A 15,052-nucleotide genomic window follows, 5' to 3' on the forward strand; every position below is an offset into this window, starting at 1 on the left:
CCTTAGCCCCGCCTTGCGGAGCAACAGGGGCCAGGCCAGCCAGGCGAAGCAGCTGCCCTCCGGTCGCAGCCCGAGCCCTTAGCCCCGCCTTGCGAAGCAACAGGGGCCAAGGCAGCAATGCGAAGCAGCTGCCCCCGAGCGCAGCCCGGCCCTTAGCCCCGCCTTGCGGAGCAACAGGGGCCGGGCAGCCAAGCGAAGCAGCTGCCCCCGCGGGCTTGCCCCGCAGCGCAGCCGAGCGGGGTTCGCCGACCGATGGCCTTCGGCCAGCGGAATCGGCGAACAACCACGCGAGCACACGAACGAACCAACCATAGCAAGATCATACCAGCCACCCCTGCACCGCTTGTTTGGCGGGTGTCCAGAGGGCCTGCCAAGGTCCTATGGGGTCCTCCCGGGCGGGAGGATTTAGGAGGGGCGAAAAATAAGGAGCTGATTCCACTTGTCCGAAGCATACAAAAACGCCGGCGTCGATATCGCGGCAGGCAACGAAGCGGTTGAACGGATGAAAAAACACGTGAAGCGTACCTTCCGTCCGGAAGTGATGACAGATCTGGGAGGCTTTGGCGCCCTGTTCGGTTTGAACAAAGATAAATATGATGAGCCGGTGCTTGTATCCGGTACAGACGGTGTAGGAACTAAGCTGAAAATCGCATTTGCCATGGACCGTCATGATACCATCGGAATCGACGCGGTAGCCATGTGTGTGAACGACATTGTGGTACAGGGTGCAGAGCCGCTGTTCTTCCTCGACTATCTGGCATGTGACAAAGTCATCCCGGAGAAAATCGAAGCCATTGTTGCGGGAATCGCAGAAGGATGTCATCAGTCGGGCTGTGCTCTGATCGGTGGCGAAACGGCTGAAATGCCGGGCATGTACAGTGAGGGTGAATACGATATTGCCGGATTTACCGTAGGTATTGTGGACAAAGCGAAAATCATTAACGGTACAACGATCTCTCCTGGCGACACAGTGATCGGACTTGCATCCAGCGGAGTGCATAGTAACGGATTCTCCTTGGTACGCAAACTTTTGTTAGAACAAGCCGGATTGGGCTTGCAGGATGAAGTCGCTGAATTGGGCGGCAAGCTGGGTGATGCACTGCTGGAACCAACGAAAATCTATGTAAAACCACTCCTGTCCCTGCTTGAAAAGGTAAAAGTAAAAGGCATGGCCCACATTACTGGTGGTGGCTTCATCGAGAACATCCCGCGTATGCTGCCAAGCAGCGTGAATGTAGATATTGATTATGGTTCTTGGCCGATTCTGCCAATCTTCAATCTGTTGCAAGAAAAGGGCTCCGTTTCGAACCGCGACATGTTCACCACGTTTAATATGGGGATCGGACTTGTGCTGGTCGTGAATGAAGCTGACGCAGTTGAAGCATTGGAACAACTGAAAGCATCGGGTGAAGAAGCGTACATCATTGGACGTGTGACCGAAGGAGATGCGCGAGTAACCTTCACGGGAGCGGATGTTTAATGGCGAACTACCGTATTGCTGTATTTGCCTCTGGTGAAGGGTCGAACTTTCAAGCATTGGTTGATGCAGCACGGAATGGAGGGCTGGGGGCATCCATAGATCTGCTGGTATGTGACAAACCGGCTGCACGTGTGGTGCAGCGGGCGCAGGAGGCAGGCGTGGAATGCCATCTGTTTACTCCTAAAAATTATGATTCCCGCGAAGCCTACGAGGCTGAGATCGTGGAAGTTCTTGAATCCAGAAACATTGACCTGGTTGTTCTTGCCGGATACATGAGATTGTTGACTTCGGTAGTCGTGGATCGCTATGCAGGAAGATTGATTAACATTCATCCGTCATTGTTGCCAGCGTTTGCAGGCAAAGATGCCATAGGGCAGGCACTGGAATATGGCGTTAAAATCACCGGGGTTACCGTCCACTTTGTGGATGGGGGAATGGATACAGGGCCGATTATTGCCCAGCACCCTGTTCCTATTTTGCCAGATGATACGCCTGAGTCAATCAGCCGTTCTATTCATGCGGCCGAACAGCAGTTATACCCCGAGGTTGTTTCCTGGTTTGCGCAAGGTCTGGTTCAGTTAGACGGACGTCACGTCACTGTTAACAAACCGGTTTGATATAAGTTGAAAATTTTTTTACACATTAACGGAGAGGATAGAAAAAACCTGAAGAAGCGAAGCGTTCGCCTAAAAGCTTTCTGAAAGAAAGCTGCATCGGAAGCATACGCTTTATCACCGGATTTTCCCTTTAAGAAAAGGGAATCAAAAATCTGGGGATAACTGCGATTAGAAGGTTGTTCTGTCATCGGAGTGTCTCGTGTAAACATCTTGGTTCAACTTGTATAACAGAAGTCGAAAATTGGTACGCATTTTGTGATATTTCTCGGGAAATAAATCGGTTGTGTTTCGCCATGAAACGCGAAGCCATGGGACATTAAAGGAGGAGCATATTGTGAGTATCAAAAGAGCGCTGGTCAGCGTATGGGATAAAACAGGCATCGTGGATTTTTGCCGCGAGCTGTCGCAAATGGGTGTGGAGATTATTTCGACAGGAGGTACAAGCAGTCTGTTGTCGAAGGAAGGCGTACCTGTCATCGGAATTTCGGATGTGACCGGATTCCCGGAGATTATGGACGGACGTGTTAAAACATTGCATCCAGCAGTGCATGGTGGTTTATTGGCTGTTCGTGACAGCGAAGAGCACAAGCGCCAGATGGAGGAGAATGGACTGGACTATATCGACCTCGTTGTTGTAAACCTGTATCCGTTCCAGGACACCATCGCCAAACCGGACGTAACGTATGAGGACGCAATCGAGAACATCGATATTGGTGGTCCAACCATGCTTCGTTCTGCTGCCAAAAACCATGCTTATGTTAGTGTTGTTGTAGACACAGCAGATTATGGCAAGGTGCTTGAAGAGGTCCGCAGCAATGGGGAGACCACACTCGAGACACGCAAACGGCTTGCGGCAAAAGTGTTCCGCCATACAGCGGCATACGATGCAGTTATTTCCGATTATCTCTCCAACCTGAACGGTGATCCACTGCCAGAGCGTCTGACGGTTACTTACGAAAAACTCCAGGATTTGCGCTATGGCGAAAATCCACATCAGCAGGCGGCATTCTACCGCAAACCGCTGGCAGCCCAAGATACGTTGACAACAGCCGAGCAATTGCATGGCAAAGAGTTGTCCTACAATAATATCAACGATGCGAACGCAGCTTTGCAGATTGTGAAAGAATTTGAAGAACCGGCAGTTGTGGCGGTTAAACATATGAATCCTTGCGGCGTGGGTATTGGCGAAAGCATCTACGAGGCTTATGGAAAAGCTTATGCGGCTGATCCAACCTCTATCTTTGGTGGAATCGTGGCAGCCAACCGCATTATCGATAGCGATACAGCGGCTAAACTGAGTGAAATTTTCCTGGAAATCGTACTGGCTCCTGACTTTACACAAGAGGCACTCGACATCCTGACCAAAAAGAAAAATATTCGTTTGCTCAAAACGGGTGAACTGAACGCTGCCCGTAATCGGGAGAGTAAGTTCGTAGTTACCTCCATCGACGGCGGTATGATTGTGCAACAAAGTGATGTGCATTCTATTGAAGCAAGCGAGCTCAAGGTAGTTACAGATCGTGCACCATCCGAAGAAGAACTGAAACAGCTGTTGTTTGGCTGGAAAGTGGTTAAGCACGTGAAATCCAATGCAATCGTGCTTGCAGCAAACGACATGACTGTAGGTGTCGGCGCAGGGCAAATGAACCGTGTCGGCGCAGCCAAGATTGCTATTGAACAAGCTGGAGAACTAGCCAAGGGAGCCATTCTGGCATCCGATGCGTTCTTCCCAATGGGCGATACACTGGAACTTGCAGCCAAAGCTGGAGTTACAGCCGTTATTCAACCAGGTGGTTCGATCAAGGACGAAGAGTCCATCAAAGTAGCGAATGAATACGGCATTGCCATGGTCTTCACTGGCGTTCGTCACTTCAAACACTAGAGCGAAAAAGGTTTAATAAGGGGTGTCGCCTGTCATGCTTATGACTTATGGTACACCCCTTCTTTTTTAGGATATTTCAACACGTAATAGTATTACAAAACCAGTTATACACGGAGGGGGAACAACGCTAATGGATATTCTGGTAGTGGGCGGCGGTGGCCGGGAACACGCAATCATATGGGCACTGGCGAAAAGCCCGAAGGCAGGCAAGATTCATTGTGCTCCAGGAAATGCGGGCATTGCGCAGCTCGCCGAGTGTCATCCGATTGCGGTAAATGAATTCGATAAACTGACGGCACTCGCCGTGGAGCTTAACGTGGGATTGGTTGTTATTGGGCCAGACGATCCGCTCGCAGACGGCATTGTGGACGCTTTTGATAAAACAGGTATTCCGGTATTTGGACCACGCCGCAATGCAGCAGAGATTGAGGGCAGCAAAACGTTCATGAAAGACCTGCTGCACAAATACAATATTCCGACTGCAGCCTATGAGAAGTTCGACAATTACGAGCAAGCGCAGACTTATCTGAATGAGCAGGCCATCCCTGTGGTAATCAAGGCCGATGGGTTGGCGGCTGGAAAAGGCGTTACCGTAGCCTATTCCCGTGATGAGGCTGACCAGGCACTCCGCAGCATTATGGTGGAGAAAGTATTTGGTGAAGCAGGAGCCAAAGTCATCATCGAAGAATTCTTGGCAGGTCAGGAAATGTCGATTTTGGCTTTTGTCGATGGGGAGACCGTTCGTCCGATGGCTGCTGCACAAGATCACAAACCGGTATTCGACAATGATCAGGGGCCAAACACGGGCGGAATGGGTACGTACTCACCATTGCCACACATTCCAGCCTCCATTATTGAAGAAGCGGTAGAGACGATTATCAAACCAACAGCCAAAGCGATGGTATCCGAAGGGCGCCCGTTCCGAGGTGTATTGTTTGCCGGGCTGATGATTTCACCAGATGGTAAACCCAAAACGATTGAGTTCAACGCGCGCTTCGGTGATCCCGAGACACAGGTTGTATTGCCGCGTCTGAAGAGTGATCTGCTCGACATTTTCTGGGCAACTGTGCACGGGAAATTGGCGGATATCGAGATTGAATGGAGCGACGAAGCCGCTGTATGTGTGGTGCTTGCATCTGGAGGCTATCCTGGTCCATATGCAAAAGGTGTTGTCATTGAAGGACTGGATCAAGTCGACGAAGCAGTGGTATTCCATGCTGGAACAGCACGCAATGAATCTGGAGAATGGGTCACCAATGGTGGACGAATTCTAGGCGTTGTGGGTCTTGGTTCTGATATTGCCGAAGCTAGAAACAAAGCCTACGCTCAAGCGGAACGTATCCATTTTGACGGTAAACATCAACGTTCTGATATTGCTGCCAAAGCGTTGGTATAACTAATTCTAATGAATTGTAACTTGATAAAGTGAAACCTAAGGGCCCGTAAAGATGTACACCGAAAAAGGTGTTTGCATCCCGCGGGTCCTTTTCAACGTATACATGATTATGGTGTAATTGCTGGACGTGTCGCAGTCCGGATACGGCAAAGAAGAATGGCTGTAAATAAAGGCCTGTAGCAGGTTTAATCGACTAAAGTAAAGGGTACCATTTCTATAAACTGGTCTATACTAATTATGTGAACCATATCACATAAAATGAACTGTAGATGCGAGAAAGACCACATACATAAAAGTTTATTTTGTGAACTCATTTTATAATCTATATTCCAAACCATAACGTGCAACTGGATGGTTTGGCGTAGAACATGTTATACTTTTCTGAAACAGGAATGAATAAGAGGGGAGGTGGATATCTATTGGGAAGGCGATATTGTAAACTGTCCAAATGGAGAATTTTGGTGGAGTAAATCGAGAAACAATGACAGCATGAGGGGGAACCCTGTTTTTAGTGAAGTAGTTTCTATAAGTGATTGACTTCATCCTGAATTCCTGTTTTGCAATTTTACAAGGTCAAAGTACAACCTATACACACTTTATCTTTTCGATTTCATATAAGGCATACGCCATATTGAACGTCAATCAGCTGTTGAATGGTTAACGAAGTTAACCAATGACGCTGTAACTATCTCTGGAGGTGAATCCCTGAGAAGCGGGGAAATCATTGGACATAATCACCATATTAAATATTGTATTACTCATTATCTTGATTGCATTGACCGCATTTTTCGTTGCATCTGAGTTCGCTGTGGTTAAGATTCGTACATCAAGAGTGGATCAACTGGTTGCCGAGGGGAATAAAAAAGCCATATTGGCCAAAAAAGTAGTCTCGGACCTCGATTATTATCTGTCAGCCTGTCAGCTCGGTATTACCGTAACTGCCCTTGGATTGGGAGCGCTCGGTAAGCCAACCGTTGAAAGGTTGTTATACCCGGTATTTAATTATCTGGACGTATCAGCTTCCATATCGGCGGTTGCTTCCTATGCGATTGCCTTTATCCTTGTCACGTTCCTGCACGTTGTGGTTGGGGAGATGGCTCCCAAAACGATGGCGATTCAATTTTCGGAAAAATTGACGCTGTTGCTCTCGCCGCCGCTATATTGGTTCGGAAAAATTATGTATCCCTTCATTTGGGCGCTCAATGGTGCATCCCGCGTGCTTCTTAGGGCATTTGGCGTGAAGCCTGCCGGACATGAACAGGCCTACTCGGAGGATGAGATCAAAATCATCATGAACCAGAGTTATGAAGGAGACGAGAACAACAAGACCAAGCTTTCGTATCTGGAAAACGTATTCGTGTTCGATGAGCGTGATGCCAAAGACATCATGGTTCCGAGGACAGAGCTTGTGACACTTAATCAGAATATGACTTATGACGATATCATTCCAATATTGGATGAGCATAATTATTCACGTTATCCCGTCATCGAGGATGGGGACAAGGACCGAATTGTCGGTGTTGTGAATGTGAAAAAGATTTTGCCTGACATGGTTGCCCTTAGGGAGCACCAACTTATCGATTTTGTTCGGGAGATTCCCTTCGTTTCTGAAGTTACAAGTATCCAGGATGCGATGATCAAGATGCAACAGGAACGCGTGCACATGGCTGTGGTCGTGGATGAATATGGAGGTACTTCGGGAATCATTACAATGGAGGATATTCTGGAGGAGCTTGTCGGCGAGATTCGGGATGAGTTCGATGCTGATGAAGTTGCAGACATTCAGATAACCGGAGAGAACCAATATCTCATTAACGGCCGGGTGCTGCTGGATGAGTTGGAGCGACAGTTTGGGCTTGTATTTGAAGGTAATGAAGAAATGGATACCGTGGCTGGATGGATTCAGTTCCAGAAGGGTGTCGGTGTGGAACAAGGCGATACGGTAGAACACGGTGATTATGTCTGGACCGTTGTGGACGCAGAAAATTTTCACATTAAGCAGGTTCTGCTTGAACGTGTAAACGGTACTGAGGTCGATGAATCTGCCAGTGACCTGGCGTGATGTTGGTTCGATCATGACTGTAATCTAGGGTATGACTGCCCATTTGGCTACTGCCCTCAGAATTTAAATGTTTTGGCAACGTAGCAGTGTAGGGGACGGAATCGATTCTGAAGAAGCGTAGCGTTCGCGTTTGCAAACCAATTTTATACCTTTGAAAACAACAATCAGGGAAATTTGGAGGCAATGGCGATCGGAAGAACGAGCCGTCACCGGAACGTCACTCGTGCAACCTTAATATAAATTTTACTTGGAGGTGAATCCCTCATATTGAGGGAAATCATTGGACGGAATAATAGCCTTAAACTTATTTTTAGTAGCCGTATTTATAGGACTGACCGCCTTTTTCGTTGGAGCGGAATTTGCAATTCTGAAAGTACGGATGTCCCGAATAGATCAGTTGATCTTGGAAGGGAACAAAAAAGCGGTACTGGCCAAAAAAGTGGCTCACAATCTGGATTATTATCTATCTGCGTGTCAATTGGGTATCACGATCACAGCACTGGTATTGGGTGCGTTGGGTGAACCCACTGTTGAGAAAATGCTGCATCCGCTGTTTGAGCGATTGGAAGTCCCAGCGGCGTTGTCTACGGTACTTTCGTACGGGATTGCCTTGGCAATCATTACGTTCCTGCATGTGGTTATCGGTGAATTGGCACCGAAAACACTGGCGATCCAGTTTGCAGAGAAGATGACACTATTGCTCGCACCACCGCTGTATTGGTTTGGTAAGATCATGAATCCGTTCATCTACGCCCTGAATGGGGCTGCACGTCTATTGCTTGGAATCTTTGGTATAAAACCTGCCGGTCACGATACGGTTCACTCCGAAGAGGAACTGAAGCTGATTATGGCGCAGAGTTACGAGAGTGGAGAAATTAATCAGACAGAGCTGGACTATCTCAAAAACATTTTCGCTTTTGATGAACGTTTGCTTCAGGAGATTATGATCCGCAAAGAAAAAATCGTCACGCTGGACAAAGAAATGCCGCTGGAACGTATGATTGAGGTTCTAAAGCAGCATGAATATACACGTTTTCCTGTGATCGAAAAAGGAAATCAGGATCACTTCGTTGGATTTATTCATACAAAGGAAATGCTTACGAGTGTTGCCGCAGGCCGGGCTTTCAACATGGATACGTTTGTACACGACATGTTGAAATTTTCGGAGTTATCGCCGATTAAGGATGTCTTGGTCCAGATGCAGCAAAGTCGTTCCCATATCGCATCAGTGCATAATGCAGAAGGGGAAACAGTTGGTCTGGTTACGATGGAGGATATTCTTGAAGAAATTGTTGGGGATATCAAGGATGAGTATGATGGCAAAGATCTGGTTCAACCATCTAAGCGATTAAAATTAACTAAAGCGTAATACGAAGTTTCAAGGATTGATGTTGTGTGGTGGCAAACAATTGAATAAGATTTAAGGAAAACAGGTTTCCGAGTGATCGGGGCCTGTTTTTTTGTCCATGTCAGTATACTCAGGCGTAATTCAGCAGGTTAAAAAGCATATATCTTAACTTTAAAACAAAAGCTTGCTTATTTAGGGTTAATGGATTAATATAAATTTAAAGAATCTTAATTTAAAGATAAATAACAAAAAAGTGATGCATAACAAACTGCTAAGTATAACAACGATACAAATAAAACAACGATACAAATAAAACCAAGGGAGTGGAGATTATGTTCAGAACTTCAGGAATCCATCACGTTACGGCTTTTGTAGATGATGCACAGAAAAATGTTGATTTTTATGCAGGTGTATTGGCACTGAGAATGGTGAAAAAAACGATTAACTTTGATGCACCGGATGTGTACCATCTGTATTATGGCAATGAGGATGGGGCACCGGGCACCATCATCACCTTCTTCCCTCAGCAGAATGCCAGAAGAGGAGTTATCGGTGCAGGACAGACTGGCGTAACTGTATATGCGATTCCGGTGGGCAGTCTGCCATTCTGGAAAGAACGTCTGACATCCTTCGATATTCCATTTGAAAATAAAACAAGATTTGGCGAGCAGTACATTCGCTTCTTCGATAAAGGGGGTCTCTTGCTCGAATTGGTCGAGCGTGATGGAGGCCAGCCAAGTCAGTGGGCATTCAACGGTGTGCAGTCTGAACATGCCATCAAAGGTTTTGGTGGAGCTGTGTTATTCAGCCATGTACCTGACAAAACAACGGATGTGCTGACAACGATGCTCGGTCTGGAGAAGGTAGGAGAAGAGGATGGAATCATTCGTCTGCAGGCGAGTGGTGACATCGGTCAACTGATCGACATTCAATCGACTGGAATCCAGCGGGGAATTGGCGGAGCAGGGACGGTTCACCATATCGCATGGCGTGCAAAAGATTATGTCGAGCACGAACAAATGCAGCAGGAGCTTCAAAAAGCCGGATATCATCCAACTCAGGTCATTGACCGTCAGTACTTCAACGCTGTGTATTTCCGGGAACCGGGAGGTATACTGTTTGAACTGGCTACTGATCCTCCAGGATTTGCACGGGATGAACCACAGGAGAGCATGGGCCAAAAGCTGATGCTGCCTGAATGGTACGAACCACAGCGTGAGCAGATTGAACAGTTGCTGCCACCTATTCAAGTACGTGAATGGAAAGGAGAGTCCAAATCATGAGTACTACTAATACAATGAAACATATTTATAAAGCAGGTTCTCAGCCAAATGCACCCATACTTTTGTTGCTGCACGGGACAGGTGGAACGGAGAACGATCTGGTAGGTCTGGCCGAGATGATTGCCCCAGGAGCTGGTATTCTGGGGGTGCGTGGTAACGTATCCGAGAATGGAATGCCCCGTTTCTTCCGCCGTTTGGCGGAAGGGGTGTTTGACGAAGAAGATCTCATTGCACGGACAGCGGAATTGGGTTCATTTGTGGATGCAGCTGCTGTGGAGTATGGCTTTGATCGTGCCAATGTCTTCGCACTGGGCTATTCTAATGGAGCAAACATTGCAGCAAGTCTGATCTTCCATCAGGCTGACGTATTCAAAGGAGCGATTCTGCACCATCCGATGGTACCGCTTCGTGGTTTGGAATTGCCGGACCTGAAGGGGCTGCCTGTATTCATCGGCGCAGGAGAGAACGATCCAATTATACCGAAACGAGAAACGGATGAATTGGCCTCACTACTTAGCGGTGCAGGTGCAGCTGTGCACATGCACTGGGAGCGTCAGGGGCATCAGTTGACCCGTACCGAGGCGGAGGCTGCTGCGGCTTGGTTTAAGACTCTGGCTTAAAAAATTTGACTGGCATTTTAAAAGGGATGTCCCATAGGTCATGAAAATGACGGGGACATCCCTTTTTTGCCGTTTTTAAGGTTTAACGAACCGAGCAGCATGCTACTCGTGCCAATTTCCAACGATCCACTTTTTAATGAATCAGAGCGACACTATGCCTTGTCCTAAAGTATGGAATAATCTATAATCAATTAATTGATAATCATTTTCAATTAGATTCGGTTTGTTATGACTATGCGTGTAATCAGGAGGGGAAGATGAAGCCTAACCATAGCTCACATTCTTTTGGTTCAAGTGCATTTATTCAGACCCGGGATGGTCGCAAACTACATTATATGTCCAGAGGAACAGGCGATCTGACCGTTGTATTTGAGTCCGGTATGGGCTTCTCACGATCGACCTGGGGGCTGGTAGCACCTGCAGTTGCTGAATATGCACATGCCGTTGTGTACGACAGGTCGGGGGCAGGACGAAGTGAAATTGATTCGTCTCCGCGCAAACTTCGTAGAATAGCAGAAGACCTTGACGATCTGCTGACTGCATTGGGACCTGGTCCGTTCATATTAGTAGGGCACAGCTGGGGAGGCCCCATTGTACGAGCGGCTGCGGCCTCGAATCTGTCACGATTAAGGGGGGTCATCCTGGTTGATCCTTCAGACGAGCATTGCCAATTGTACTTTTCCAAAGCAGCCAAATTCAATTTTGCCTTGAACAGTCTCCTAATTCCACTCATGGCACGTACAGGATTGTACAGATTATTAGGCAGCAGACCTGGAAGTGTACAGCCTGACGATGTTGTCAGGGATCACCGTTCAGAGGATTTCACTGTACAGGCGGCTAAGACTATGGTTGCAGAGTCGAAACCTTTTCTGAATGACTTGGCTTCCTTGCTGGTTACTCCTCTCGATCTTGGTGATTTGGAAGTCAGCATCATCTCAGGTACGAAAACGGGCATGGGAGAACGTAAAATAAGACCTGCTATTATCGAGGCACACCGCCGGACTGTGAGTACTTTAACGAATGCAAAATGGATTGGAGCCGATCAATCCAGCCATATGGTCATGTTTACAGATCCACAGGTCATTGTTGATGAAATATTGCGAATGGTAAATGATGCGAGCTCAGGCGCAAGAACAGAACAAAAGTGATACAATAAAAAGAAAAAGCAATGCTTGCATTGCCAACCAAGATAAGCGGAGTGTGGATAAGAGATGAAACCAGTGGAACAAGAACCAACGGGAACTGCCAATCCCGGCCGTACCGGTGTTGGCATGGAAGATATCGTGCGCGCACATCATGTGCTGCGTGAAGTCATTGTAAGAACGCCTTTACAGCGGGATGCTGTATTGTCGGCCAAATATAACTGTAATGTGTATCTTAAACGGGAAGACCTGCAGGTGGTCCGTTCGTTTAAAATTCGTGGAGCATACAACATGATTCGTAGTCTGACTCCAGCTGAACTGGAGAAAGGCATTGTCTGCGCGAGCGCGGGTAACCATGCGCAGGGAGTTGCTTTTTCCTGTAACGCGCTTAGCATTCACGGGAAAATCTTCATGCCAAGCACAACTCCTAACCAGAAGGTGAAACAGGTACGTCGATTTGGTGGAGATAATGTTGAAGTTGTGCTGACAGGTGATACGTATGACGATGCTTATGAAGAAGCTATGCGTGCGTGTAATGAACAGGGTATGACGTTTATCCATCCGTTCGACCAGCCGAAGATCATTGCAGGTAATGGTACGGTGGCGATGGAAATCATGGAGAGTCTGGATGAAAAAGCGGATTATGTATTCGTCACAATCGGTGGTGGCGGCCTGGCTGCCGGTGTTGGAACCTACATGAAGACGGTTAGCCCGGAAACACGTATCATTGGCGTAGAACCACTTGGCGCGGCTTCCATGAGTGAGGCCATGTTCCGTAAGCAGGTTGTCACGTTGGATGATATTGATAAATTCGTGGATGGTGCTGCGGTGAAACGTGTTGGTGACCTGACCTTCGACATCTGTAGTGAAACGTTGGATGACATTGTGAAGGTGCCTGAGGGCAAAGCCTGCACCACCATTTTGGAGCTATATAATGAAAATGCTATCGTTGTGGAGCCTGCCGGTTCTCTAGCGGTTGCTGCACTGGAGCAGTATCGCGAACAAATTGCGGGTAAGACGGTTGTCTGTGTGATCAGCGGCGGCAACAATGATATCGATCGGATGCAGGAAATCAAAGAACGTTCGTTGATCTACGAAGGTTTGAAATATTATTTCATGGTCAATTTCCCACAACGTGCGGGAGCTTTGCGTGAATTCCTTGTGGAAGTATTGGGACCTAATGACGACATTGCCCGTTTTGAATATACGAAGAAGCATGATAAGGAAAATGGACCTGCCTTGGTGGGCATCGAGTTGATGTACAAGGAAGATTACCAGCCGCTGATTGAACGTATGAATCGTAAAGGTCTCGCGTATACCGAGCTGAACAAAAATCTCAATCTGTTCAACATGTTAATCTGATGAATCATTCCAATGTGAAGTCGGACCGTAGTGAGGCGCAGCCTCTGTTGAGACCTGCTCGCAAAGAAGATGCGGCACAAGTCATTCCTCTGCTTTATCAGGCGATTGGTGATATTGCCTATGCTCTGGCGGGTGAAGGTGAGCATGAGAAAGCGATGCAGATTTTGCAGCAATTTTACGCGCAGGAAGACAATCGGATCAGTTATCGCAATATAACGGTAATGGAGCAGAACGAACAGGTCGCTGGAATACTGGTAGCGTATGATGGCGGTGAAGCAGATATTCTGGATCAGCCAATACTGGATCGGCCTGGTCGGAGTACAGTTGAGAAATATACGTTGGTCAAAGAAACCCGTCCCGGGGAGTATTATCTAGATACTCTATCCGTAAGCGAAGCGTATCAGGGACAGGGTATCGGCAAGGCATTGATGGCTGCTTTTGAGCAGCAGGGAAGGGAACTTGGACACTCCCGGGTGTCCCTCATTGTTGAACGTGACAATGGCCGTGCCTTGATGTTGTACGAACGCCAGGGCTATATCAAGGATGAAGTAATTATCATTGCTGGACATGAGTATAACCATATGGTCAAGCCAATTCTGTAGTTCTTGAATCTGAGTTAGCCTGGTATAGGAGATTCAATTCATCGATAGAATCCAAAGAAAACCGACATGGGAGCGAATCCTATGTCGGTTTCTTTGTGTTCTTTATGTGCTTTAGGTGATTAATATCATGAATGATTTAATAGCCGGCATCCGCCCCGGTCGGAACATTCTGTTCTAGCCATTTCTCCACGGCAGCTGTTTTCTCATACTTTGCTTCCTTAACCACATCCATAAAGGCATCCAGCTTGGTGAGGAATTCACTATCTACGGATGCAAGACGCTGCAAGACGCCGTTGTATCCTCTCTGGGCGTTCGCAACCATATTGTTCGTTTCATAATCAAACAGAGGTGTATTGTTCAGCCCATAAAAGGTATACAGGGTATAACTGTTCAACAAATCCTGCACCTGCTTGGCCCGATTCGATTTCGGATAAAGCTCCACGAATCTTTCCTGGCTGAGTGCTCGAAGGAGAATTTCCTGATAGCCAATGACCAGAGCACCATCATCCGCTGGTAAGTTTTTCGTTTCCTTCATCATGATGATGATGTAGCTTGAAATATCCTCTGTAATATCAGAGGTATATTTCACGAGTGCCGCATAATTCATAATGGGATAGAGGGAGCCTTCGAGCATGACGAGGCGATAACCGCTGTCACGGGCTTCTTTTAACAGTGCACGCAGATCGGAATCCTGGGTACGCTCCATGAGTTTGGTGAAGCTGTCGTTCGTTTGGTATGCCTTGAGCATCTTGTCCTGAACGTTAGGAACGAGCAAGCGGTCGGTCATGGAGGTTAGGGCCTTCAGACGTGCATTCTCCAATTGAAGCACCATTAGGGTGGCGTGATGCTTTGTTACTTTTTTGATATTGGATTCCAGAAAGGTGTCAGCGGCGGGTAAGCCGTTCTTTTTTTTGAGCATGGACTGAAATGTTTTATATATGGCGGTTGAACTGCTGGTAGTTACTTTGGTATCCGGGCTTGAAGGAGCGGCAGTAGCAGCTCCAGATGTAGCTGCGGTTCCTGTAAAAATTGCAGCAATGGTAAGGACTGTGATGTAGAATCGTACCCTTTTGCATTGTCCATATAAATACGATGATGTCATCTGTGTGAACCTCCCGTAATTTTAAAAATAAAAGGTTGTTATTCACTATACATTAAACGAATTTGGGAAGGATGTTGTTGCGGAATAATGACAAATTCTTCTGTTATTTTTAACCTTTGGAGGGTAGATGGTGCAAGGACATTTCTGCGAAAATAT

The 15,052-nt window shown here is 47.2% G+C and carries 12 protein-coding genes; 11 read left to right on the forward strand and 1 reads right to left on the reverse strand.

Annotation, left to right across the window (positions count from 1 at the left end; all coding sequences use genetic code 11):
• Window positions 1-439: 439 nt before the first annotated feature.
• The 11 genes from purM (at window position 440) to A6049_RS29900 (ending at window position 13,794) form a co-directional block, all read left to right on the forward strand.
• Window positions 440-1,480 (forward strand): phosphoribosylformylglycinamidine cyclo-ligase, encoded by a 1,041-nt coding sequence (purM, locus tag A6049_RS29850; RefSeq protein WP_063568060.1) that lies wholly within the window; start codon window positions 440-442, stop codon window positions 1,478-1,480.
• The gene (gene purN, locus A6049_RS29855) at window positions 1,480-2,097 is read left to right on the forward strand and encodes a phosphoribosylglycinamide formyltransferase (protein ID WP_063568061.1); all 618 of its coding nucleotides are present in this window, start codon (window positions 1,480-1,482) and stop codon (window positions 2,095-2,097) included. The genes purM and purN overlap by 1 nt, the downstream gene beginning before the upstream one ends.
• A 334-nt stretch (window positions 2,098-2,431) precedes the next feature.
• Window positions 2,432-3,979, forward strand: coding sequence for a bifunctional phosphoribosylaminoimidazolecarboxamide formyltransferase/IMP cyclohydrolase (gene purH, locus A6049_RS29860; RefSeq protein WP_063568062.1), 1,548 nt, complete (start codon window positions 2,432-2,434; stop codon window positions 3,977-3,979).
• A 130-nt stretch (window positions 3,980-4,109) separates the two neighbouring features.
• On the forward strand, window positions 4,110-5,375 hold the full coding sequence (gene purD / locus A6049_RS29865) for a phosphoribosylamine--glycine ligase (protein WP_063568063.1): 1,266 nt from the start codon (window positions 4,110-4,112) through the stop codon (window positions 5,373-5,375).
• Window positions 5,376-6,099: 724 nt separating this feature from the next.
• Window positions 6,100-7,437: a hemolysin family protein gene (locus A6049_RS29870; protein ID WP_063568064.1), complete on the forward strand. Its 1,338-nt coding sequence runs from the start codon at window positions 6,100-6,102 to the stop codon at window positions 7,435-7,437.
• A 280-nt stretch (window positions 7,438-7,717) separates the two neighbouring features.
• The gene (locus A6049_RS29875) at window positions 7,718-8,806 is read left to right on the forward strand and encodes a hemolysin family protein (protein ID WP_063568065.1); all 1,089 of its coding nucleotides are present in this window, start codon (window positions 7,718-7,720) and stop codon (window positions 8,804-8,806) included.
• A 311-nt stretch (window positions 8,807-9,117) separates the two neighbouring features.
• Window positions 9,118-10,068: a ring-cleaving dioxygenase gene (locus A6049_RS29880; RefSeq protein WP_063568066.1), complete on the forward strand. Its 951-nt coding sequence runs from the start codon at window positions 9,118-9,120 to the stop codon at window positions 10,066-10,068.
• 14 nt (window positions 10,069-10,082) lie between these two features.
• Complete coding sequence (locus A6049_RS29885) at window positions 10,083-10,688, forward strand: alpha/beta hydrolase (protein WP_063568083.1); 606 nt, start codon at window positions 10,083-10,085, stop codon at window positions 10,686-10,688.
• Window positions 10,689-10,945: 257 nt separating this feature from the next.
• Entirely contained in the window at window positions 10,946-11,836 is an 891-nt protein-coding gene (locus tag A6049_RS29890) for an alpha/beta fold hydrolase (protein ID WP_063568067.1), read from the forward strand.
• A 63-nt stretch (window positions 11,837-11,899) separates the two neighbouring features.
• A complete protein-coding gene (ilvA, locus tag A6049_RS29895) occupies window positions 11,900-13,192 on the forward strand; it encodes a threonine ammonia-lyase IlvA (RefSeq protein ID WP_063568068.1) in 1,293 nt (430 codons plus the stop codon).
• Complete coding sequence (locus A6049_RS29900; protein WP_095206260.1) at window positions 13,192-13,794, forward strand: GNAT family N-acetyltransferase; 603 nt, start codon at window positions 13,192-13,194, stop codon at window positions 13,792-13,794. The genes ilvA and A6049_RS29900 overlap by 1 nt, the downstream gene beginning before the upstream one ends.
• A 136-nt stretch (window positions 13,795-13,930) precedes the next feature.
• Here the strand turns inward: A6049_RS29900 and A6049_RS29905 are convergent, their stop codons facing one another.
• On the reverse strand, window positions 13,931-14,896 hold the full coding sequence (locus tag A6049_RS29905; RefSeq protein ID WP_063568069.1) for a hypothetical protein: 966 nt from the start codon (window positions 14,894-14,896) through the stop codon (window positions 13,931-13,933).
• Window positions 14,897-15,052: the final 156 nt, after the last annotated feature.

The sequence above is a fragment of the Paenibacillus sp. O199 genome, assembly GCF_001636635.1.
In the GTDB taxonomy this organism is placed as follows: domain Bacteria; phylum Bacillota; class Bacilli; order Paenibacillales; family Paenibacillaceae; genus Paenibacillus; species Paenibacillus marchantiae.

Excerpts from the sequence above, each read along its gene's own strand:
- purN (WP_063568061.1), top strand. The coding sequence starts at position 1,480 with ATGGCGAACTACCGTATTGCTGTATTTGCCTCTGGTGAAGGGTCGAAC.
- purD (WP_063568063.1), top strand. The coding sequence starts at position 4,110 with ATGGATATTCTGGTAGTGGGCGGCGGTGGCCGGGAACACGCAATCATA.
- A6049_RS29880 (WP_063568066.1), top strand. The coding sequence starts at position 9,118 with ATGTTCAGAACTTCAGGAATCCATCACGTTACGGCTTTTGTAGATGAT.
- A6049_RS29885 (WP_063568083.1), top strand. The coding sequence starts at position 10,083 with ATGAAACATATTTATAAAGCAGGTTCTCAGCCAAATGCACCCATACTT.
- A6049_RS29890 (WP_063568067.1), top strand. The coding sequence starts at position 10,946 with ATGAAGCCTAACCATAGCTCACATTCTTTTGGTTCAAGTGCATTTATT.
- ilvA (WP_063568068.1), top strand. The coding sequence starts at position 11,900 with ATGAAACCAGTGGAACAAGAACCAACGGGAACTGCCAATCCCGGCCGT.
- A6049_RS29900 (WP_095206260.1), top strand. The coding sequence starts at position 13,192 with ATGAATCATTCCAATGTGAAGTCGGACCGTAGTGAGGCGCAGCCTCTG.
- A6049_RS29905 (WP_063568069.1), bottom strand. The coding sequence starts at position 14,896 with ATGACATCATCGTATTTATATGGACAATGCAAAAGGGTACGATTCTAC.